15 protein-coding genes and 1 pseudogene are annotated in these 19449 nt (G+C 55.6%); 6 read left to right on the top strand and 10 right to left on the bottom strand.

Going from position 1 to position 19449, the window contains the following annotated elements; all coding sequences use genetic code 11:
* Nucleotides 1-10 precede the first annotated feature (10 nt).
* From A936_RS06920 to A936_RS06900, 5 genes are all read right to left on the bottom strand, one after another.
* A complete protein-coding gene (locus tag A936_RS06920; RefSeq protein ID WP_008456020.1) occupies nucleotides 11-3130 on the bottom strand; it encodes an efflux RND transporter permease subunit in 3120 nt (1039 codons plus the stop codon).
* A complete protein-coding gene (locus A936_RS06915; RefSeq protein ID WP_008456018.1) occupies nucleotides 3127-4593 on the bottom strand; it encodes an efflux RND transporter periplasmic adaptor subunit in 1467 nt (488 codons plus the stop codon). The genes A936_RS06920 and A936_RS06915 overlap by 4 nt, the downstream gene beginning before the upstream one ends.
* Nucleotides 4590-5846 (bottom strand): TolC family protein, encoded by a 1257-nt coding sequence (locus A936_RS06910; RefSeq protein WP_008456017.1) that lies wholly within the window; start codon nucleotides 5844-5846, stop codon nucleotides 4590-4592. Before A936_RS06910 ends, A936_RS06915 begins: the two co-directional genes overlap by 4 nt.
* Nucleotides 5847-5857: 11 nt before the next feature.
* Nucleotides 5858-6235, bottom strand: coding sequence for a copper-binding protein (locus tag A936_RS06905; protein WP_008456014.1), 378 nt, complete (start codon nucleotides 6233-6235; stop codon nucleotides 5858-5860).
* Between the two features lie 66 nt (nucleotides 6236-6301).
* Nucleotides 6302-6715, bottom strand: a complete 414-nt coding sequence (locus A936_RS06900) for a DUF2946 domain-containing protein (RefSeq protein WP_336984883.1) — start codon at nucleotides 6713-6715, stop codon at nucleotides 6302-6304.
* 407 nt (nucleotides 6716-7122) lie between these two features.
* Between A936_RS06900 and dcuC the strand changes: the two genes are divergently transcribed.
* From dcuC to rnk, 5 genes are all read left to right on the top strand, one after another.
* Nucleotides 7123-8499, top strand: a complete 1377-nt coding sequence (dcuC, locus tag A936_RS06895) for an anaerobic C4-dicarboxylate transporter DcuC (protein WP_008456010.1) — start codon at nucleotides 7123-7125, stop codon at nucleotides 8497-8499.
* 87 nt (nucleotides 8500-8586) lie between these two features.
* Entirely contained in the window at nucleotides 8587-9393 is an 807-nt protein-coding gene (rna, locus tag A936_RS06890; protein WP_008456009.1) for a ribonuclease I, read from the top strand.
* Between the two features lie 91 nt (nucleotides 9394-9484).
* Nucleotides 9485-9643: a hypothetical protein gene (locus A936_RS23430; RefSeq protein ID WP_157141387.1), complete on the top strand. Its 159-nt coding sequence runs from the start codon at nucleotides 9485-9487 to the stop codon at nucleotides 9641-9643.
* A gap of 281 nt (nucleotides 9644-9924) precedes the next feature.
* A complete protein-coding gene (locus tag A936_RS06885) occupies nucleotides 9925-11301 on the top strand; it encodes a GntP family permease (protein ID WP_008456007.1) in 1377 nt (458 codons plus the stop codon).
* A gap of 161 nt (nucleotides 11302-11462) precedes the next feature.
* Nucleotides 11463-11873 (top strand): nucleoside diphosphate kinase regulator, encoded by a 411-nt coding sequence (gene rnk, locus A936_RS06880; RefSeq protein ID WP_008456004.1) that lies wholly within the window; start codon nucleotides 11463-11465, stop codon nucleotides 11871-11873.
* A 145-nt stretch (nucleotides 11874-12018) separates the two neighbouring features.
* Here rnk and A936_RS06875 read toward each other — a convergent pair whose 3' ends face one another.
* Entirely contained in the window at nucleotides 12019-12855 is an 837-nt protein-coding gene (locus A936_RS06875) for a C40 family peptidase (protein WP_008456002.1), read from the bottom strand.
* Between the two features lie 17 nt (nucleotides 12856-12872).
* The gene (locus A936_RS06870) at nucleotides 12873-13676 is read right to left on the bottom strand and encodes an OmpA family protein (RefSeq protein WP_008456000.1); all 804 of its coding nucleotides are present in this window, start codon (nucleotides 13674-13676) and stop codon (nucleotides 12873-12875) included.
* Between A936_RS06870 and A936_RS06865 the strand changes: the two are divergent.
* A pseudogene (locus tag A936_RS06865) lies at nucleotides 13675-15384 on the top strand (flagellar biosynthesis protein FlhA); the annotation flags it as partial. The gene A936_RS06870 and the pseudogene A936_RS06865 overlap by 2 nt on opposite strands.
* Before the next feature lie 159 nt (nucleotides 15385-15543).
* On the opposite strand, the gene A936_RS06860 reads toward A936_RS06865, so the two are convergent.
* The 3 genes from A936_RS06860 to A936_RS06850 all read right to left on the bottom strand — a co-directional run bounded on the left by A936_RS06860 (nucleotide 15544) and on the right by A936_RS06850 (nucleotide 19305).
* The gene (locus A936_RS06860; RefSeq protein WP_034808137.1) at nucleotides 15544-16536 is read right to left on the bottom strand and encodes a lysozyme inhibitor LprI family protein; all 993 of its coding nucleotides are present in this window, start codon (nucleotides 16534-16536) and stop codon (nucleotides 15544-15546) included.
* 182 nt (nucleotides 16537-16718) lie between these two features.
* Nucleotides 16719-17735 carry a Mal regulon transcriptional regulator MalI gene (gene malI, locus A936_RS06855; protein WP_008455994.1) on the bottom strand — a complete coding sequence of 339 codons (1017 nt, stop codon included), beginning with the start codon at nucleotides 17733-17735 and terminating at the stop codon, nucleotides 16719-16721.
* A gap of 70 nt (nucleotides 17736-17805) precedes the next feature.
* On the bottom strand, nucleotides 17806-19305 hold the full coding sequence (locus A936_RS06850; RefSeq protein ID WP_008455993.1) for a PTS transporter subunit EIIC: 1500 nt from the start codon (nucleotides 19303-19305) through the stop codon (nucleotides 17806-17808).
* Between the last annotated feature and the right edge of the window lie 144 nt (nucleotides 19306-19449).

Here is a 19449-nt window from a genome sequence, read left to right as displayed (position 1 = left end):
CGAACAACACTTATTTCCGTTTTTTAATCAGCATATATACCGCAGGGATAACCAGCATCGACAGCAATGGCGCCGTCACCATCCCCCCAATCATCGGGGCGGCAATACGTCGCATCACTTCCGATCCGGTCCCGTTGCCCCACATAATCGGCAGTAAACCCGCCATAATAGTGGCCACCGTCATCACCTTCGGCCTGACGCGCAGGACAGCCCCCTCGTGAATGGCACGCCGCAGCATACCGTCATCCTGTACCTCATCGGCTTTTTGATGCTTAGTCAGTGCCTGATTTAAATAAAGTACCATGATCACGCCAAATTCAGCGGCAACCCCCGCCAGGGCAATAAAGCCTACGGCTCCGGCCACCGACAGGTTATATCCCAACAGGTAAAGCAGCCACACGCCGCCAATTAGCGAGAACGGTAAAGTCCCCATAATTAATAGCGCATCCTTCACTCGCGAGAAGGTGACATATAACAGTACAAATATGATTAACAAGGTAAAAGGCAGAACAACTTTTAATTTCGCCGTCGCACGTTCCAGGTATTCAAACTGCCCTGACCATGAAAGAGAAACGCCTTCTGGTAATTTCACCTGCTCGGCCACCGCACGCTGCATATCCTCCACGGCGGACTTCAAATCACGGCCACGCAGATCGACATAGATCCAGTTTGAAAGACGCGCATTTTCGCTTTTCAGCATCGGCGGCCCTTCTGTAATCGCAATATTTGCCAGCTCAGAAAGCGCCACCTGGCTGCCGTTGGAGGTAATAACCGGTAAATCACGCAGTTTCTGCAGGTTATCGCGCAGTTCACGCGGGTAGCGCACATTTATTGGGAAACGCTCACGCCCTTCGATAGTTTCACCCATGTTTTCCCCCCCGATAACCGTGGCAACCAGCGACTGCAGTTCTTTAACCGAAACGCCATAGCGCGCCGCTTTACGCCTGTCGATGTCAATGTCCACATAGCGCCCGCCGCCCAGGCGCTCAGCCAACGCGGACGTCACACCCGGTACCTGCTTGACCACATGTTCAATCTGCTCGGCAACCGACTCAATGGCGGCAATATTATTGCCGTTCACCTTTATCCCTACCGGACTTTTAATCCCGGTGGCCAGCATGTCCAGTCGGTTACGAATAGGCGGCACCCACACGTTGGCAATGCCCGGCACCTTCACCACGCTGTCCAGCTCATTCACCAGCTTGTCCATCGTCATTCCCGGCCGCCACTGGTCGCGTGGCTTAAAGCGAATGGTGGTTTCAATCATTGTTAGCGGCGCAGGGTCGGTGGCCGTTTCGGCGCGTCCCGCTTTGCCAAAAACGGTTTCAACTTCCGGCACCGTTTTGATCAGGCGATCGGTCTGCTGCAGCAATCGTCCTGCCTCACGCGCCGAAATACCTGGCAACGTGGAAGGCATATACAGTAAATCCCCCTCATCCAGCGGCGGCATAAATTCGCTGCCCAGTTTGCTCAGCGGCCAAAGCGTGGCGACCAGCAACACACCGGCTACCGCAAGCGTGGTTTTCGGCCTGTCGAGCACCTTTTCCAGTACAGGCTCGTAGGCCGCAATCAGCCAGCGGTTAATCGGGTTGGCCTTTTCATCGGGGATCTTGCCGCGAATAAACCAGCCCATCAGCACCGGCACCAGCGTAATTCCCAGCCCCGCGGCCACCGCCATAGAATAAGTCTTGGTGAAGGCCAGCGGCGAAAACATCCTTCCCTCCTGCGCTTCAAGAGAGAACACCGGGATAAACGACAGGGTAATAATCAGCAGGCTGCAAAATAATGCCGGCCCCACTTCTACCGCCGCCTGCTGGGAAATTTGCCAGTAATCTTCGCTGCGCGGCTGCTCTCCCGGATGATCGTGCCGCCACTGCTCAAGCACTTTGTGCATGTTTTCAATCATCACTATCGCCGCGTCGACCATCGCGCCAATGGCAATTGCTATCCCGCCCAGCGACATGATATTGGCGTTCACGCCCTGGTAATGCATGACGATAAACGCCCCTAAAATCCCCAGCGGCAAAGTAATAATCGCCACCAGCGCAGAGCGGAAGTGGAACAGGAACAGCGAACAAATAATGGCGACCACGATAAACTCTTCCAGCAGCTTGTGGGAGAGCGTTTCAATCGCGCTTTCAATCAGGTGCGAGCGGTCGTACACCGGCACAATTTCAACGCCGGCGGGCAAACTCTTCTGCAACTGAGCCAGCTTTGCTTTTACCGCGTTAATCGTTTCAAGGGCGTTTTTGCCGTAGCGCATCACGATAATACCGCCGGCGACTTCGCCTTCACCGTTAAACTCCGCCACGCCCCGACGAATTTCAGGCCCAAGCCTCACGGAAGCGACATCGGAAAGCAGCACCGGCACGCCGTCCCGGCTGGTGATAACAACCTGCTTGAAGTCATCCAGATTTTTGAGATAGCCAGAGGTCCGCACCATATACTCGGCTTCGCCCATCTCGATCACCGAACCGCCGCCTTCCTGGTTGGCGCTTTTCACCGCGTTAATAATCTGCTCATGGGTAATATTCAGCGCCTTCATGCGCTCCGGATCGAGCACAATCTGGTACTGACGCACCATGCCGCCGACGCTTGCCACCTCAGAGACGTTGGGCACGGTTTTCAACTCAAACTTCAGCGTCCAGTCCTGAAGAGCTCGCAGATCCGCCAGGCTGTGCTTGCCGGTTCTGTCCACCAACGCATATTCGTATACCCAGCCAACCCCGGTAGCATCTGGCCCCAGCGAGGCTTTAGCCTCCGGCGGCAGCTGAGACTGCACCTGGCTCAGGTATTCAAGTACCCTGGAGCGCGCCCAGTAAGGATCGGTCCCATCGTCGAACAGAATGTAGACATAAGAATCGCCAAACATGGAGAAGCCACGCACCGTTTTGGCTCCCGGAACGGACAGCATGGTGGTGGTCAGCGGATAGGTGACCTGATCCTCCACGATTTGCGGTGCTTTACCCGGATAGCTGACCCGCACAATTACCTGCACGTCGGAGAGATCCGGCAGCGCATCCAGCGGCGCTCTCTGCAGCGACCAAAGCCCCCACGCCGCCATAATGATGGCGGCCAGCACCACCAGCAGACGATTTTTAAGCGACCAGCGAATAACGGCGGCAATCATTTGTGCGCCCCCGCCATCGGCATCAGGTGAGTAATAACGGCCCCTTTTTCATCGTCCATTGTAAAGCTGAACATGACTGCATCACCCGGTTTCAGGCTGGTCGGCGATGTCAGCGCGAAAGGCATCACCATAGCGCCCCAGTTCAGCGCGGGGATAGGATGATGGGCAATAGTAATAACGTCCGCGCTCACCGCCTTGACCACGCCTTCGCCGTCGTAGGTCTTTGCTGCAGGCGGCGCTTTTGGCTGAGCGTCTGTTTCAGGCAACGCGCTGCGCAGGCTCGCCTCTGAGTCGATAAGGAACTGGCCGGAAGTGACCACTTTCTCGCCCTCATTCAGCCCGGAACGAATCTCCACCCAGCCCTTGTCGCTGATGCCCGGCACCACGTTCACCGGGCGGAAATGGCCGCCGTCTTCGGCAACCAGCACGCGGCTTTGGCTTCCGGTTTCAATCAGCGACTCCTCCGGCACGGCCAGAACCGCAGCGCGGGGCTGCTGATTTGCCAGATGCACACTGAGGTACATGCCGGGCTTGAGCTTCATTTGCGGATTATCCAGCACAATGCGCGCCTTCAGCGTGCGGGTGGTGGTTTCGAGGTTCGGCAGCAGTTCGCTTACTCGCCCGTGGAATACCTCTCCAGGCCAGCTGTCGGCGGTCGCCACAATCTCGCTTCCCGGCTGCAATGCCTGAGCCTGAGACTGCGGGTAATCCACCACAATCCAGACGGAATCAAGGCTTGCCACTTCGAACAGCGGGGCATTCGCGGTCACCTGCTGCCCTTCCCGCGCCTCCAGTTTATTTACATACCCGGCAAGCTTTGCGCGAACGGTAACGCGGGTTTGCGGCTTGCCGCTACGCTCAACCTGGCGAATCACTTCCGTGGGCATAAACTGCAGCTGAAGCCGCTCTCTGGCCGCCGCGGTTAAAGCGCTGTCTCCAAGCTTGCGCACCGCCAGAAACTCCTGCTGTGCGGCGGTCCATTCCGGGAACCACAGCTGCGCCAACGGTTCCCCGGCTTTCACGTACTGCTGAGGGGCTTTGACATACAGCGTTTCCACAATACCGTTAGCGCTGGCCGGGATGATTTGTACGCTGCGTTCGTCCAGCGTTACGGTGGCAAAAGCGGCGAATGGCACGCTCAGAGCCTTGCGCTCAACGGCGGCAGTCTTAATGCCCAGGTTTTGCTGCTGGCGGTTGCTGACCGTCACGCCGCCATCGTTGGCCACTTCATCGGCATAGCGCGGGACCAGCGCCATATCCATAAACGGCGATTTCCCCGGCTTGTCGAACCGCTGACCGGGCACCATAGGATCGTACCAATACAGCACTTTGCGGCCGCTTTCCTGCTGGGGCTGAGCTTCGGCATGTTGGTGAAAGGTTGGCTGCTTCCCGGCGTAATATCCCGCGGCCAGCGCGGCAACAACCGCCCCTGCCAACAGGGAAAAAGTGAGTAATTTTTTCATTGGTTAACGTCCTGAGGCGTAAGGTAGCGGATCGCCGCCCAGTTGGTGGCCACGGCTTTTTCCGCACTGCTGGCGGTCAGCTCGGTGTCCAGAAGATCCCGGCGAGCGGCCAGCAGCTCAGTCAGAGAGGATTGTCCGGCGCGGTACTGCGACGCCAGCAGAGACAGGCGTTGGCGCTGAAGCGGTAAAGCCTGATCCTGCTGCCGCTGCCAGACGCTTTGCGCAGCCTGGTAATTAGCCACCAGCGAGTGAACCAGCGCAACACGCTCCCGACGAGCCAGTGCCAGTTGATCGTTCGCTTCCATCGCACGGGAAACGTCGGCGGAGTAATCTTTATCCTGCCGCTGAGGCTTAAACAGAGGCAGATCGACGGTGAACATCACGCCCGCCATATCGTCATAACCTTCAGCGCGGCGTCCGTAATACACCTCAATCCCAACATCAGGTTTAGCGGCTACGGCGGACTGGGCTGATTTCGCACGAGCAACGTCGGCTTCACGGGCGGCTTCAATCACCTCCGGATGCTGCATCACGCCTTCTTCAAGCACTGCCGGATCGGCCGGTAACCGCTGGTAGCGGGGCAATGTCCCCACCACGCTATCGACCGTCTGCCCGGTCAGCTGCAGAAGCCGGGTCTGCGCCAGGGTGACATCCCGCTCGGCAAGCGTGACTTTGTCCTGCATGGAGAGCAGCGTCATACGAATATCTACCACGCCGGAAGCGGGCGAGCTGCCGCTGGCCACGGTGGCTTTCTGGACGCCAATCTGCCGCTCGGTTTCGCTCACCAGCTTACGGGCAGCCGTCAGCACTCGCTCAGATAAAGCAAGATCCAGCCACGCCTGCGCGGTATCGCGCTGAAGGTTGGCGCGAATCACCTCCGCTTTGGCCTGGCTGCTGGCCGACTGCGCCAGAATAGTGTCCGCTTTACGGTCGCGTTTATCTTCGCTGACGTAGTCCTGCATGATGCCGATACGCTGCATGGTCATGCCGTCACGGCTAAAGCGATGGTTATTACTTCCCCCCACCGGCACGTTTTCGATACCAAACTTCAGCTTTGGATCGGGCAATTGCCGGGCAGAGTCAGCCATGGCGTTCAGCGCATCGCTCTGATTACGGTTGGCGGACAGCGCCGCAGAATAGTGCTCGGCGGCCAGCAGAGTCTGTTGCAGGCTGAGCTCCGCCGCCTGAGCGGCGGAGACAGACGTAGCCAACAGCACCCCACCAAGCCAGAGGCTCAGGGTGTGTTGTTTCATAGCAACCTCGGTTAGTTAAGCGGGGTTGCGGAAGCCAGCTGATACCCGGCCGCATGCTGGGTGAAAGAGAAGGCAATCTTCTCCCCCACCTTAAACGCCGGCAGCGAACCGTCTTTCGGCAAAGTGAACGTCATCGTCATGGCTGGCCAGCCAAGCTCGGCGACGGGATGATGGGCAATAGACACGCTATCGGCGGTGATGGTCTTCACCACGCCTTCGGTTTTGTAGACCTTGATCGCCGAACTCGCATCAGAAGACATCGTCATGCCAGGCATGTCAGACATCCCCTTCATAGAGGACATATCGTGGGAAGTTTCAGCGGAAAAAGCAGGGAAAGCGGCAACAACAAGCAGCGCACCGGCCGCAGCAGAACGAATAGCGTTAAACATGATTTATCTCCAAAACACAGTCAAAAAGGGAATGGGCAAAGCCCCAAAACATTGACGGTGCTGGAGTTATTCTCTAAAGCGGCAAAAACGAATGGTTGCCGGAGGTCCTGTTGCGGGAGGGGTAACATAAGGGGCGGATTCAACGACCGTTGAACACTGAGGCTCAACCAGCGCAAGGGTATCTGCAACCGGTAACGCCACCAGCGAGCTATGCCCGTTGTCTTTTTGCATTACGTCAGGCACGCAGTGTTTTTCACACAGCGGGTTACTGAGTTTCGCCTGCATCGCCTTGTCAGGCATCTGCATGGTGTCGGCATGCGGGGCTGCCATGGGGCCAGCGGTCATATCAACCGGGCAATTGTAGGATGCTATCGCCACCTGACTGTTGACAAAAAACCAGCCCAACGCCAACAGCAGCATCAAAAGATGCTTCCTGATAAAGCGCCAGCGGCTTGTCGACCAGAGGGAGGTGTGCAGCATAAAAACCCCGACATAAAAGAGATCGGCAGTATAGGCGGCAGCCTGTCGCGTTTTAAAGTTTTTTTTAACTGCTTTACGAAAAAGCCATTCGTTAACAATCAGGCAAAACAATCATTGTTTTTACATAACCGATCGCCGGTTATACCGCCAAAACTCGCACAATTTTTATGCCTTATTTTTTATCGGCCACGTCGATAAATGTAATGCAGCCAACAAAAGCTTTGCCTAAAGTTGATCCGTTGCAACGAAAGTTGATGCTTATCAGAAACTCCAAACGGGTTCTGAGGCAAATTCTTAGCCCTTTACAGTCGCCTGTAAAAAATCACTATTTTAATTTCTGAGAGAAAACCACTTACAGCCGCAAGCGTAAGGACGCCGAAGAGCGCCTTAGCGTATCAGGGGATATCATGCTTACCATTCTGGAACTTATTATCGGGGTCGTGGTGATTGTGGGCGTTGCCCGCTACATCATCAAAGGCTATTCCGCCACCGGCGTGCTGTTCGTCGGCGGGTTATTGTTACTTATCGTCAGCGCGTTGATGGGGCATAAAGTGTTGCCCGCCAGCGCGGAAAGCACCGGCTACACCGCCACAGACATCTTTGAATACGTCAAAATCCTGCTGATGAGCCGCGGCGGCGATCTTGGCATGATGATCATGATGCTCTGCGGGTTTGCCGCCTACATGACCCATATCGGCGCCAACGATGTGGTGGTCAAACTGGCCTCTAAGCCGCTGAAATTCATCAACTCGCCTTACTTACTGATGATTGCCGCCTACTTCGTCGCCTGCCTGATGTCGCTGGCGGTCTCTTCCGCAACCGGGCTTGGGGTGTTGTTAATGGCTACGCTGTTCCCGGTCATGGTCAATGTCGGTATCAGCCGCGGAGCTGCCGCAGCCATTTGCGCTTCTCCGGCGGCGATTATTCTGGCTCCAACGTCCGGAGACGTGGTGCTGGCCGCTCAGGCTTCTGAAATGTCGCTGGTCGATTTTGCCTTTAAAACGACCATTCCTATCTCCATCGCTGCCATCATCAGCATGGCCATCGCGCATTTCTTCTGGCAGCGCTATCTCGACAAGAAAGAGCACATCAACCACGAAATGCTGGACGTGAGTGAAATTCAGACTTCCGCGCCCGCTTTCTACGCCATCCTGCCGTTTACGCCGATTGTCGGGGTACTCATTTTCGACGGCAAATGGGGCCCGCAGCTGCATATCATTACTATCCTGGTGATATGTATTCTGATTGCCGCGCTGATTGAGTTTTTCCGCAGCTTCAATACGCAGCACGTCTTCTCCGGGATGGAAGTTTGCTATCGCGGCATGGCGGACGCCTTTGCCAACGTGGTGATGCTGCTGGTTGCCGCCGGCGTTTTTGCCCAGGGCTTAAGCACCATCGGCTTTATTCAAAGCCTGATCTCTATTGCCACCTCGTTTGGTTCCGCAAGCATTATTCTGATGCTGGTGCTGGTGGTGCTGACCATGCTGGCGGCCATGACCACCGGCTCCGGTAACGCACCGTTCTATGCCTTCGTCGAAATGATCCCGAAACTGGCTCACTCTTCCGGGATTAACCCGGCATACCTGACCATTCCGATGCTGCAGGCTTCCAACCTGGGCCGCACCATTTCTCCAGTTTCCGGCGTGGTAGTGGCCGTTGCCGGGATGGCAAAAATCTCACCTTTCGAAGTGGTGAAGCGTACCTCTGTGCCGGTCGCCGTCGGTCTTATTGTGGTGATTATCGCCACGGAGATTCTGGTTCCTGCTGCAGCGATCGTTCACTAACCCGCAGCCATCATTGTTTCAAGCGCCTGCATCAGGCGCTTTTTTTATGCCTATAATAAGCCCGCCTCCAGGACAGATAAGAGAATAATGATGAATTTCACACCGCGACATTTACTGCTTTGCACGCCGCTTTTACTTAGTCCACTTGCGTTTGCCGACGCCCTGCAGCCCAGCCAGTACGGGGATTTTGATCGCTACGTACTGGCGCTCTCCTGGCAAACCGGCTTCTGTCAGAGCATGCACGACCGCAATCGCAACGAACCCGCGGAGTGTAAAGCCCAGCAGGAACAGGCGGATAAAAGTGCCTTCCTGACCGTTCACGGCCTCTGGCCCGGTCTGCCAAAATCTGTCGCGTCACGCGGCGTCGATGAAAAACGCTGGATGCGCTACGGCTGCGCCACTCGCCCGGTGCCGAATATGGCCGAAGCCAGGGCTTCAAACAAATGCGCCGCGCCGGATACCGGGCTTTCCGTTGAAATGGCCTCAAAGCTGGCCGGCGTGATGCCCGGCGCCGGGGGCCAATCCTGCCTGGAGCGCTACGAATACGCCAAGCACGGCGTTTGCTTTGGCTTTAACCCCGACGATTACTTCGGCACGATGGTGCGCCTGAATGGAGAAGTGAAACACAGCGCTTTTGGCCAGTTCCTGGCTCAGCACTACGGCCAGGTGGTGACGCGTAAGGCGTTTAACCAAGCCGTGAAGCAAACCTGGGGCAGCGATGCGGTGAATGCTATCAAGCTAACCTGTGACGGTAATCCCGCCTACCTCACGGAAATGCAGATCTCCCTGCTGGCAGACAAGATTAACCAACCGCTGCAAACCGCCTCCTTTGCCCCGCAAAAACACCCCGGCAACTGCGGGAAGAGCTTCCGCCTGGACGCAGTTGGCTACTGACAGAATAAATACTGAAGTCAAAAATTAATCGCATCACTATTTGTTCCGGTTTTTTGATTATAGCCTTCAGGTAACGAACCTGGAGGTGACCATGAACAGAACAAAACGGTACTTACTGCAGCTGAGGGCGCAGTTCGAGCGTGAAGGCAGCCAGCAAAAACTGCTGGGGTTTATCTGGCTCTCGCCGCAGCAGCGCTATGAAATTCTCAAAGAGCTCTTGTTGCCGATAGCGGAACACCCTGCTCGTTAAAAGCAGCCGGGCCCCGTGCTACACGGTGGCCCCCGCAGTATTTCGCTCCCTGATGGTGTAAGTCAGGCGCGTGTCAGACTTTTCCCAGCCAAACAATTCCCCCGCTCACCTTTCGCACTGATTATTTTGATTGTTTGAACTTCGTCCCAGAATGTTAACAAACATTACAGAGTTCATTTACAGGCAACCGGATGTTACCGATATCATGTTACCGGTATCAGCATCACCCAATAACACGCTTTTGGTGCATTCATCTGAGAATTTGCCACTGGGGAAATAAAATGACCGAAATAACAACAAGTTTAGGCGCAGGAAGCCTGCTGGGTATTGCCGCCTGTTCCGTCGTGCTCCTGCTCGTATTGATCATGCGCTTTCGCGTACATGCCTTCCTGGCGCTGACCCTGGTCAGCGTCATTGTGGCACTCGTCACAGGCGTGCCGTTCGACAAAATTGTACCCACGATCCTGGGTGGCTTTGGCAGCACCCTGGCAGGCGTCGCTTTATTAGTTGGGCTCGGCGCCATGATTGGCCGCCTGTTGGAAATTTCCGGCGGCGCAAAGGTGCTGGCGGACACCCTGGTTGGGACCTTTGGCGCTCACCGGGCACCTTTTGCCCTTGGCGTCGCGTCACTGCTTTTTGGCTTCCCGATCTTCTTTGACGCGGGTCTGGTGGTGATGCTGCCGATCATCTTCAGCGTCGCCAAGCAATTCGGCGGCTCAACGCTGAAATATGCGCTCCCGGCGGCCGGTGCTTTTGCGGTGATGCACGCGCTTCTGCCGCCGCATCCAGGCCCGGTGGCCGCCAGCGAACTGCTGGGGGCGAACATCGGCCTGCTGGTTGTGGTAGGGCTGATTATCGCCATCCCGACCTGGTATCTCGGGGCCTATCTCTTCGGGCTGTATGCCGGGAAGAAATTCGATATTCCTCTGCCGAGCTCTTTCCTCGGTAAAGTCGAAGTGGATCAGAATCACCAGCCGCCGTCATTCGGCATGGTCATGACAATTTTACTGATGCCGCTGGTGCTGATCTTCCTCGATACCGGCCTCAACACCGCCACTGTGCTCGGCTGGGTCAGCGCCGACAATACGCTGGTGAACTTCTTGCGCATGCTGGGCAAAACGCCTATTGCACTGCTGATTACCGTCTTTTTTGCCCTGATGGTCTTCAGCGGCAAACATAGCCGCCAGCATCTTGAAAAGGTATGTGACGGCGCACTCGGCCCGATTTGCGGCATTATCCTGGTGACCGGAGCGGGCGGTATGTTCGGCGGCGTGCTACGCGCAAGCGGCATTGGTGACGCGCTGGCTGGCGTCCTCTCAGACACCGGCATGCCGGTTATCGTTGCCGCCTTTGTTATCTCGACTGCGCTTCGCGTTGCTCAAGGGTCAGCCACCGTTGCCCTGACCACTACCGCCGCGCTGGTCTCACCGATGGTCGAAGCCACCACGGGCCTGAGCCAGTTTGACCTGTGCTTTATCGTTATCGCGATTGCCGGGGGCGCTACCGTCCTGTCTCACGTGAATGACTCCGGCTTCTGGCTGGTGGGGCGTTTCCTGGAAATGGATGAGAAAACGACGCTGAAAACCTGGACCGTGATGGAAACGCTGATCGGCACCATCGCCTTCCTGCTGGCGGCGCTGGGGAGCGTGATTCTGTAAGGGAATCGGGGGAAGTCAAAATGTGACTGATCTCGCTTTCAACTCCGGGCTAAGCTCAGTATCATCGGTCCTACGTGAACAACCCTCGCCGGTTTCGGTGGGGGTTTTTCTTTGTACGATTTCAGCACATGAGTGCCCTGCTTTTTTACACGGAGAGAACTATGTCCAGACCTGCCATCATCATTAACGAACTAGACGCCGAACGCCTTGACCGCCTGCTGGAACAGCCGCAGTACGCCAAAGCCCCGGTGGCAGAGGCGCTCAACGCCGAACTGGATCGCGCGGAGATGTGCAGCCCGGAGAAGATGCCGTCGGATGTGGTGTCCATGAACAGCCGCGTAGAGTTTCGCGATTTAAGCACTCAGGAAGTCCACGTACGCACGCTGGTTTACCCGGCGAACCTGACCGACAGCGATAACCAGCTTTCTGTTATGGCTCCAGTCGGTGCCGCGCTGCTCGGCCTGCGGGTTGGCGATAGTATCAACTGGACGTTGCCAAACGGCAGTCAGACTCACCTTGAAGTGCTCGCTTTGCACTACCAGCCTGAATCTGCCGGTGAATTTCACCGCTAATTCAATTCGCGGCGGCGGTCTCTCTTTCGGGAGGGACGGCTTCTTACCCTCTCCCTAAAAGGGAGAGGGGAAAGATTGCGTCCTGTCCCGCCCTGTTATTTTCCCCCTCTCCCTCTGGGAGAGGGCCGGGGTGAGGGGTCTGACCTCACAGAACAGCCTCCTCGGTCAAAATACGCTTCGCCCCCAGGAAATGATCCTGCCAGTAATTGTCTGCCAGTTGGCTGATGCGGATATTCAGCCCGGTTCTGGGCGCCTCGATAAACTGCCCTTCTCCTAAATAAACCCCGACGTGATCGGCGCGATCCTGGCTTTTGATACTGAAAAACACCAGATCGCCACGCTGAAGCTGGCGCTGACTTATTCGTTTTAATCGCCGATCCTGAAACATACCGTTGGCGGTACGCGGCAGCTTTTGGCTAAGCAGCTTGTTATAGGCGTAATAGATTAGCCCGCTGCAGTCGAAGCCCTGCTCGGGCGTCTGTCCACCCCAGACATAGGGTTTGCCCAACTGTTGCTTGAGCCGCGCTATCACTTTGTGGAGAGTGGCTTCCACACGCGGGCTTACCATCTCAGCCATAAGCGCTTCGGTCGCCAACGGCCACAGACCTTCTGAGCCCCCCATCAGCCCAGGACGCCAGCGAGTGTGCATGGCGAGCTGCTCACGGTTCAGGGCACGAGCGACCAGTTTTTCAGCAGCCTGACGCTTTTTCTGTTCGGGCGTAGGCGGGACAACTGCAAGGCGATTTTTGGCACGGGTAAGCAGCCTTGCACGATTTTTCATCCGTTCACGGGCTTCTTTACTCTGCGGCTGCGCGATCTGTGTGCGCTTCACGCTTGCTTTAGACTTTTTCGCGGGTGAAGCCCAGGCCAGGGACGAAAACAGGACGAATAGCAGCAGAAAAAAAAATCCCGCCCTACGCCGGGAGAGTTCGGACGCAGGCGAAAAAGTGGAGACAATTGAGGTGGAAATAGACTTAAGCAACACAAATACCTGAAAACTTAGCGTGCCGCGGAGGGCTGCTGCGCCACGCGCTCGGCCAGCGGCTTAAGCACTTTTTCGCCATGCTGACCAAAGAATTGATACAGCGAAGCGCTAGCGGAATGGGTCAACACCATGATTTCAATACGGCGGTTGGCCGAACTGAGCGGATGGTCAGGATCGAGCAACATCTGGTCAGCCATCCCGCTAACCTGCAGCACTTTTCCGGTATCCAGCCCGCCCTTCGCCAGCGCTTTGCGCGCCTGCATGGCACGCTCGCCGGAAAGGTTCCAGTTGTTGTAAAGCTCCTGGTCACGAAAACGCGTCGCATCGGTGTGTCCGGTAATAATAATTTTGTTGTCAATGGCGTTCAGCGCCGTAGCAAACTCCGTCAGCAGGCGGTTAAAAAAGGGAGTCAGAATGGCGCTGCTGCGCTGGAACATTTCTCGTTTTTGATCATCCTGCACCAGAATACGCAGCCCCTGCGGCACGATCTCGATTTGCAGATTAGACTGCGCCTCATAGGCTGAAGTGATCTTCATGATCACCCGGGCCAAATCTTCAATTTCCTGCTCTGAGCGGCGGTTCACGTCTTCCAGACTTTCCCCCTGGCTTGCCGCATTGGTCAATGCCTGTAGCGCAGCAACATCCTGCTGAATAGCCTGGCTGGCATCATCCGGCTTTGGCTTCCCGGCCAGAACAGTAACGCTGCCTCCGGAGCCGTTTAGCTGGGTAATCGGCATCCCGGACATGCCGTCAAACAGCGAGTCGCTGTTAAGCAAAGAGACAATCTCTTTCCGCTCTTCTTCGGTGACCGCCCCCATAATTAACTTCGTGGTGGTCACCAAAGGCGCAGAACGTATTTCTGAAGTGTCCGCCCGCTTTACCCTTGACGCCCTGCCCGGCAAACAGATGGCGATCGATGCCGACCTGAATGCCGGATTAATCAATCAGCAACAGGCCAAAACCCGGCGTAAAGACGTTGCCAACGAAGCCGATTTCTACGGCGCGATGGACGGGGCCTCAAAGTTCGTGCGCGGCGACGCCATTGCCGGGATCATGGTGCTTATCATCAACGTGATCGGCGGGATTTGTATTGGTATTTTTAAATACGATCTTGATGCCAGCCACGCCTTCCAGCAGTACGTGTTGCTGACGATTGGTGATGGCCTGGTCGCGCAGATCCCATCCCTGCTGCTGGCGACTGCGGCCGCTATTATCGTGACCCGAGTAAGCGACGACGCCGACGTTAGCCACGAAATTAAAACGCAATTGCTCGCCCGCCCGAACGTACTTTATACCGCTGCGTTCGTGATGTTTATTCTGGCCATCGTGCCGGGTATGCCGCATATCGCCTTCCTGAGCTTTACCGCTCTGCTGCTGTTTGCCGCCTGGCGGCAGAGCAAAGTGGTACAGCCTGCGCAGCAGCAGGATGATGACATTCTGGCGATTCAGGAGGCGCTCAGCCCCGACACGGAACCTACCGTCAGTTGGGACAGCATTCCGCTGGTCGAGCCGATTGGTCTGAACCTTGGCTACAAGCTGGTTTCGCTGGTGGATACCGCCAAAGGCAGCCCGCTTTCGCAGCGTATTCGCGGGGCGCGACAGGTTATCTCTGAGACCTGCGGCGTGCTGTTGCCAGAGATCCGCATCCGTGAGAACTTCCGCCTCAAACCCGCCCAGTACGCCATCCACATCAATGGTATTCGAGTGGCGCTGGGGGAAGTTAACTCGGAAAAACTGATGGCGATCCCCGGCAGCGAACTGTACGGCGAGATTGACGGCGTGCTGGATACCGATCCGGCTTACGGCATGGCTATCGTCTGGATTGATCCCGACCAAAAAGCGCGGGCGTTAAATCTTGGCTATCAGGTGGTGGATTGCGCCAGCGTGGTGGCCACGCACGTCAACAAAGTGGCGCGCCAGCATTTGCCCGATCTGTTTAATTATGACGATATCACGCATCTCCATGCGCGCCTGGCGCTGCAGGCTCCCAAGCTTGCGGAAGACTTAAATGCTGCGCTGAATTTCAGCCAGTTGCTGAAAGTGTACCGGCAGCTTCTGCTGGAACAGGTGTCGCTGAAAGACATTGTCACCATTGCCGCCACGCTGCTGGAAAGCGCCGCGGTGACCAAAGATCCGCAGCTGCTGTGTGCCGATGTGCGTTACGCCCTGCGGCGCGCTATTTTGCATAACATCAACGGCGACCGCGGTCAGCTTGCCGCCTACACCATGGATAACGAGCTGGAAAACCTGCTGCTGAACGCCCTGAATCAGGCCCAACAGGCCGGGAAAGTGGCACTGGACAGCTTCCCGGTTGACCCCAATATTCTGTCGCAGCTGCAAAATACCATGCCGATGATTTACGAGCAGATGAGGGCGAAAAGCCTGCCGCCTTTGCTGCTGGTTACCCCACAGCTTCGCCCGATTCTGGCGCGCTATGGCCGCCTGTTTAGCACCGGGCTGCATGTGTTGTCTTATAACGAGGTGCCGGACGACAGTGATTTGAAGATTGTCGGGACATTGGCGTGATTTCCCCCTCACCCCGGCCCTCTCCCCATAGGGGAGAGGGGGGAAACAAAAGCTACGGGAAACATTGTTTATCCCCTCTCCCTTCCAGGGAGAGGGTTAGGGTGAGGGTAACGACCTGAAGCGACGTTAAGTTTGAAAGAAGTGGCGGCTTGAGCAAAGCTACTTATCTAAAAACCGCAGCTTCCAGCCCCGGATAGTGCGCGGCAGCGGGTCTGCCTCATTGCTCTTCGAGCGGTAAAACTTGGCTTCCTGCCCCCCTTTTTTACCCGGCGACGTTCGCGCCGCCCACATTTTACCTTCCGGGGTGTACATGATAATTGCCGTATGGCGATTGGCTTCACCACGTACCCACATGGCAATCACCTTCGCGCCAATATTATCTATATCATCCTGATAGATATAGACATTTGCGGCATCCACAAAATTCTGGTAGTCATTGCCCACCATCTCTCTGAAGCGATTGTCGGTTTCAACATCCGGGAATATACCAATGGACAGCAACGTGGCTTTCGGACGTGGGTCCTTGGCGCTTTTCACATAGCGTCCGTCAACAAATACCCCCACCGGCATCGACAATTTACAGCCCCATTCGCCATTACTGTGCACCTGGATTGAGCCATTCTGCCTCGGGATAAGCAGCAGTTTACAGTTACTGGTGCTTTGTACTTTCTCCACTATCACCATGCCGTATATTTTCTGGGCCTCAGCGGTGAAGTCGTCATGGTTTATGCCAGCCCAGGCTCTGATATCAAGGGTTAATGACCATTCTGCATTACGGCTAAAGGTTAATTTGCCCCCGCTTCGATTAGCTGCCGTGATGTTCCACCATGTACCCTGCCAGTCAAAGCCCTCTTTCACCCCGGAAATTCGGCTGATGCCTTCATAGTAGGCTCGTTCAATACAGCCGTCGGTGGTACAGTTTTCAAGCGATTTTTCCCACTCCAGATAGTCTTTATGCACCTGCGCGCCATTACCCTTCACCAGCATAGAGCGATAAATGGCGCCCATCGTGCTGTCCAGCCAGTGCAGGGTGTCGTTATTGCAGATGGTGTTTTCCAGCGGCCTGGCCGCTCGCTGGCAATCAACCGCCAGCGCGTTTCCGGTATAAAAACCCAGCATTAATAATAGAGAGAGAAGAATTCGCTTGAGCATATTTAAGAGAAAATTCTGAAAGAGAAGCGACTATTCTGACCAGAATATATGCGGTTTGCAATCTCAGGCTGATTTCATGATTAATTGAAATAAAAATGAAAATAATGCGTTAATAATATGCCATTAATGTGGGTGGAAGGGATTAATAGCATAATAATAACGGACGGATAATATACTTCCCGTTATGCAGATTCGCGCGGCACCAGTTCACCAGAAATGATAATTCTCTGGGCAGGAAGTTCCGGCTGTTTAATTTTGCTGACAATTAATGCGGCGGCTTGTCGCCCGGTCTCTTCACTGGAGGCAGAAACATAGGTAAAGCTCGGCGAGGTCAGATTAATGTACATCATATCCTCAAAACCAATCAGCGAGACCTGCTGCGTTAAGAAAACGTCTTTCCCAACGGTACGACCCACTTGCTGAATACCGGTGATGGCGCCAATGATCGCCGCCGGAGAATGACACAGCATGGCGGTAATTTGGTTGCTCTTTTCCAGCATCAGGCGCGTGGCAAAAGCCGAAGCCGATGTGTCGTCCGCACATTCCGGCGCCCACTCTTCTCTGAACGGCAAGCCATACTGCTGCAGGGCGCTGCGGTAGCCAGACAGCCGCTCGGCGCGGATGAGACAGCTTTTTGTGCCTCCCAGCCAGGCAATATTGCGGTGGCCGCGCTCAATGAGAAAACGCGTGGCCTGGTTACCGGCCTGACGATTATCCCGCCCAATCACATCACGGGTGCTGGTAATGGTTGATTCAGAGATAACCACCGTGGGCAGCGGGCAGTCGGTAATGGCCTGGGGAACCTCAGCGGAGTGGCAGTCGGCGGCCAGATAAATGACCCCGGCTACGCCCTGCTGGCTAAACGAGGTCAGACAGTTGCGCAGCTGTTGCTCTCCGTCGCGCGGCTGGCCAAGAAACACCATGTAGCCTTGTTTTTCGAGCTGCTGAACAACGCTCGCGGTGACGTTGACGGAGAAAGAGTTGTTAAAGTCACGAATAATCAGGCCAATCAGGTTAGAGGTGCTGGAACGAAGGTTGGCGGCGGCAACGTTATGCACATAGCCGAGTTCCTTGATAGCGGCATTGACCTTATCAATGGTCGCCTCAGAGATCTTGCCCTTCTGGCGAAGCACCAGCGAAACCGTCGAAACCGATACGCCCGCAAGCTCAGCGACATCAATGATGTTGACCTTTTTCATTCCACCCCTGTAACCGCACATCCATAAATTTCAGCCCCCTGAAACATACAGGAGGCCGAAAGGTATTACATTATTTACCGATCATCGTCGACATTGTCTGTGCAATAAATTGCGCTCTGGCACCAAATATGACCTGGATACCCGAATCGCCGACGAATACCACGCCGCGAGCGCCCAGGCTGTTCAGGCCGTCCTTGTCGACCATCGAACTGTCGTCCACTTCAAGGCGCAGGCGGGTAATGCAGGAGCCCACAGAGTTGATGTTTGGTGCCCCGCCCAGCAGGCCGATGATATCGCCCGCCAGTTCGGTGTCGGTTTTGTCTCCCGCGTTAGCGGTGACTTCGGTACGGCCCGGCGTTTTCACGTCGAAACGGCGAATCACGAAGCGGAAAGTGAAGTAGTAAATCAGCGCCATCGGCACGCCCACGACCACCGCCATCAGGAAGTTAGTCTGGTAGCCGTTGAACGACGGCAGGATCCCGAAGGAGATGTAGTCGATCATCCCGGCGGAGAACGATTTGGCGATATGGGCATGCAGCAGGTACATGCACATATAAGACAGGCCGGCCATCACCGCGTTGAACACATACAGAATCGGAGCCACGAAGATGAAGGTGAACTCAACGGGCTCGGTGATCCCGGTGAGGAAGCAGGTCAGCGCCGCGGAGAACAGAATACCGGAGGCAATTTTCTTATTCTTGGTGTTGGCTTCATGGTACATCGCCAGACAGGCCGCAGGCAGCGCGAACAGCATCAGCGGGAACTCGCCCTGCATGAATTTACCCGCATTCTGGTAGCTGTCGCTGCTGAAGGACTTCACGCCCTCTTCCAGCATTTTGAACCAAATCGTCTGGTCGCCGTGAATCACCTGCCCTGTATGAGTGGTGTATTCCCCGAAGGAGTACCAGAAGGACGGATACCAGATGTGGTGCAGGCCCAGCGGGATTAAAGCGCGCTCAACCAGCCCGAAGATAAAGGTTGATGCGGCCTGATTATCCCCGTTAACCACCACCGACAGCGCATCAATACCGGACTGAATGTACGACCACACCCACGGCAGCACCATCCCCAACAGGAAGGAGAGAAACGCCGTCGCGATGGCGACAAAACGCTTGCCGGAGAAGAAGCCGAGGAATTCCGGCAATTGCATGGTGTGGAATTTGTTGTAGCACCACGCCGCCAGGATACCGGAGATTAGCCCGCCAAAAACGCCCATTTGCAGCGTCGGGATGCCGACCACCATGGCATATTTCCCGCCCGCAGAGGCCATTTCCGGCGTGATGTGCATGACGGTGCCAATGGTAATGTTGATGATAAACACCGACACCGCCGCCGACAGCGCGGCAATACCCGATTCTGCAGCAAGACCCACGGCAGAACCGATGGCAAACAGCATTGGCAGGTTATCGAAGATAACCCCGCCCGCATTCATCATCAGCGGTAAGTGAAACTTATCGCCGAACGCCAGCAGTAAACCTGCGGCAGGCAGCAGAGAGATAGGCAGCATTAACGCACGGCCAATCATGGAAAGCTTTGATAACGATTTAACAACACTGGACAACAGACTCATGGACGTTTCCCCCGGTGCAGACGCAGTAACCGCGTTTTGTCTGTTCACGCGTTTTTATGATAGGTAGAACGTTCTAGTAGAACGTTCTACCTAGAGTGCCGAAACGGTTTTTGCCCCGCAACTGAATTCTGCGCTGTTGCCATA

It is taken from the genome of Enterobacter sp. Ag1 (genome assembly GCA_000277545.1).
In the GTDB taxonomy this organism is placed as follows: Bacteria; Pseudomonadota; Gammaproteobacteria; order Enterobacterales; family Enterobacteriaceae; genus Cedecea.
This window is presented reverse-complemented; position numbering and strand designations above follow the sequence as displayed.

What these genes read in the sequence shown, in the direction of transcription:
- A936_RS06885 (WP_008456007.1), top strand. Translation starts at nt 9,925, where the DNA reads ATGACCGAAATAACAACAAGTTTAGGCGCAGGAAGCCTGCTGGGTATT.
- A936_RS23430 (WP_157141387.1), top strand. Translation starts at nt 9,485, where the DNA reads ATGAACAGAACAAAACGGTACTTACTGCAGCTGAGGGCGCAGTTCGAG.
- malI (WP_008455994.1), bottom strand. Translation starts at nt 17,735, where the DNA reads ATGAAAAAGGTCAACATCATTGATGTCGCTGAGCTTGCGGGCGTATCG.
- A936_RS06920 (WP_008456020.1), bottom strand. Translation starts at nt 3,130, where the DNA reads ATGATTGCCGCCGTTATTCGCTGGTCGCTTAAAAATCGTCTGCTGGTG.
- A936_RS06915 (WP_008456018.1), bottom strand. Translation starts at nt 4,593, where the DNA reads ATGAAAAAATTACTCACTTTTTCCCTGTTGGCAGGGGCGGTTGTTGCC.
- rnk (WP_008456004.1), top strand. Translation starts at nt 11,463, where the DNA reads ATGTCCAGACCTGCCATCATCATTAACGAACTAGACGCCGAACGCCTT.
- A936_RS06900 (WP_336984883.1), bottom strand. Translation starts at nt 6,715, where the DNA reads ATGCTGCACACCTCCCTCTGGTCGACAAGCCGCTGGCGCTTTATCAGG.
- rna (WP_008456009.1), top strand. Translation starts at nt 8,587, where the DNA reads ATGATGAATTTCACACCGCGACATTTACTGCTTTGCACGCCGCTTTTA.
- A936_RS06910 (WP_008456017.1), bottom strand. Translation starts at nt 5,846, where the DNA reads ATGAAACAACACACCCTGAGCCTCTGGCTTGGTGGGGTGCTGTTGGCT.
- A936_RS06870 (WP_008456000.1), bottom strand. Translation starts at nt 13,676, where the DNA reads ATGGGGGCGGTCACCGAAGAAGAGCGGAAAGAGATTGTCTCTTTGCTT.
- dcuC (WP_008456010.1), top strand. Translation starts at nt 7,123, where the DNA reads ATGCTTACCATTCTGGAACTTATTATCGGGGTCGTGGTGATTGTGGGC.
- A936_RS06905 (WP_008456014.1), bottom strand. Translation starts at nt 6,235, where the DNA reads ATGTTTAACGCTATTCGTTCTGCTGCGGCCGGTGCGCTGCTTGTTGTT.
- A936_RS06860 (WP_034808137.1), bottom strand. Translation starts at nt 16,536, where the DNA reads ATGCTCAAGCGAATTCTTCTCTCTCTATTATTAATGCTGGGTTTTTAT.
- A936_RS06850 (WP_008455993.1), bottom strand. Translation starts at nt 19,305, where the DNA reads ATGAGTCTGTTGTCCAGTGTTGTTAAATCGTTATCAAAGCTTTCCATG.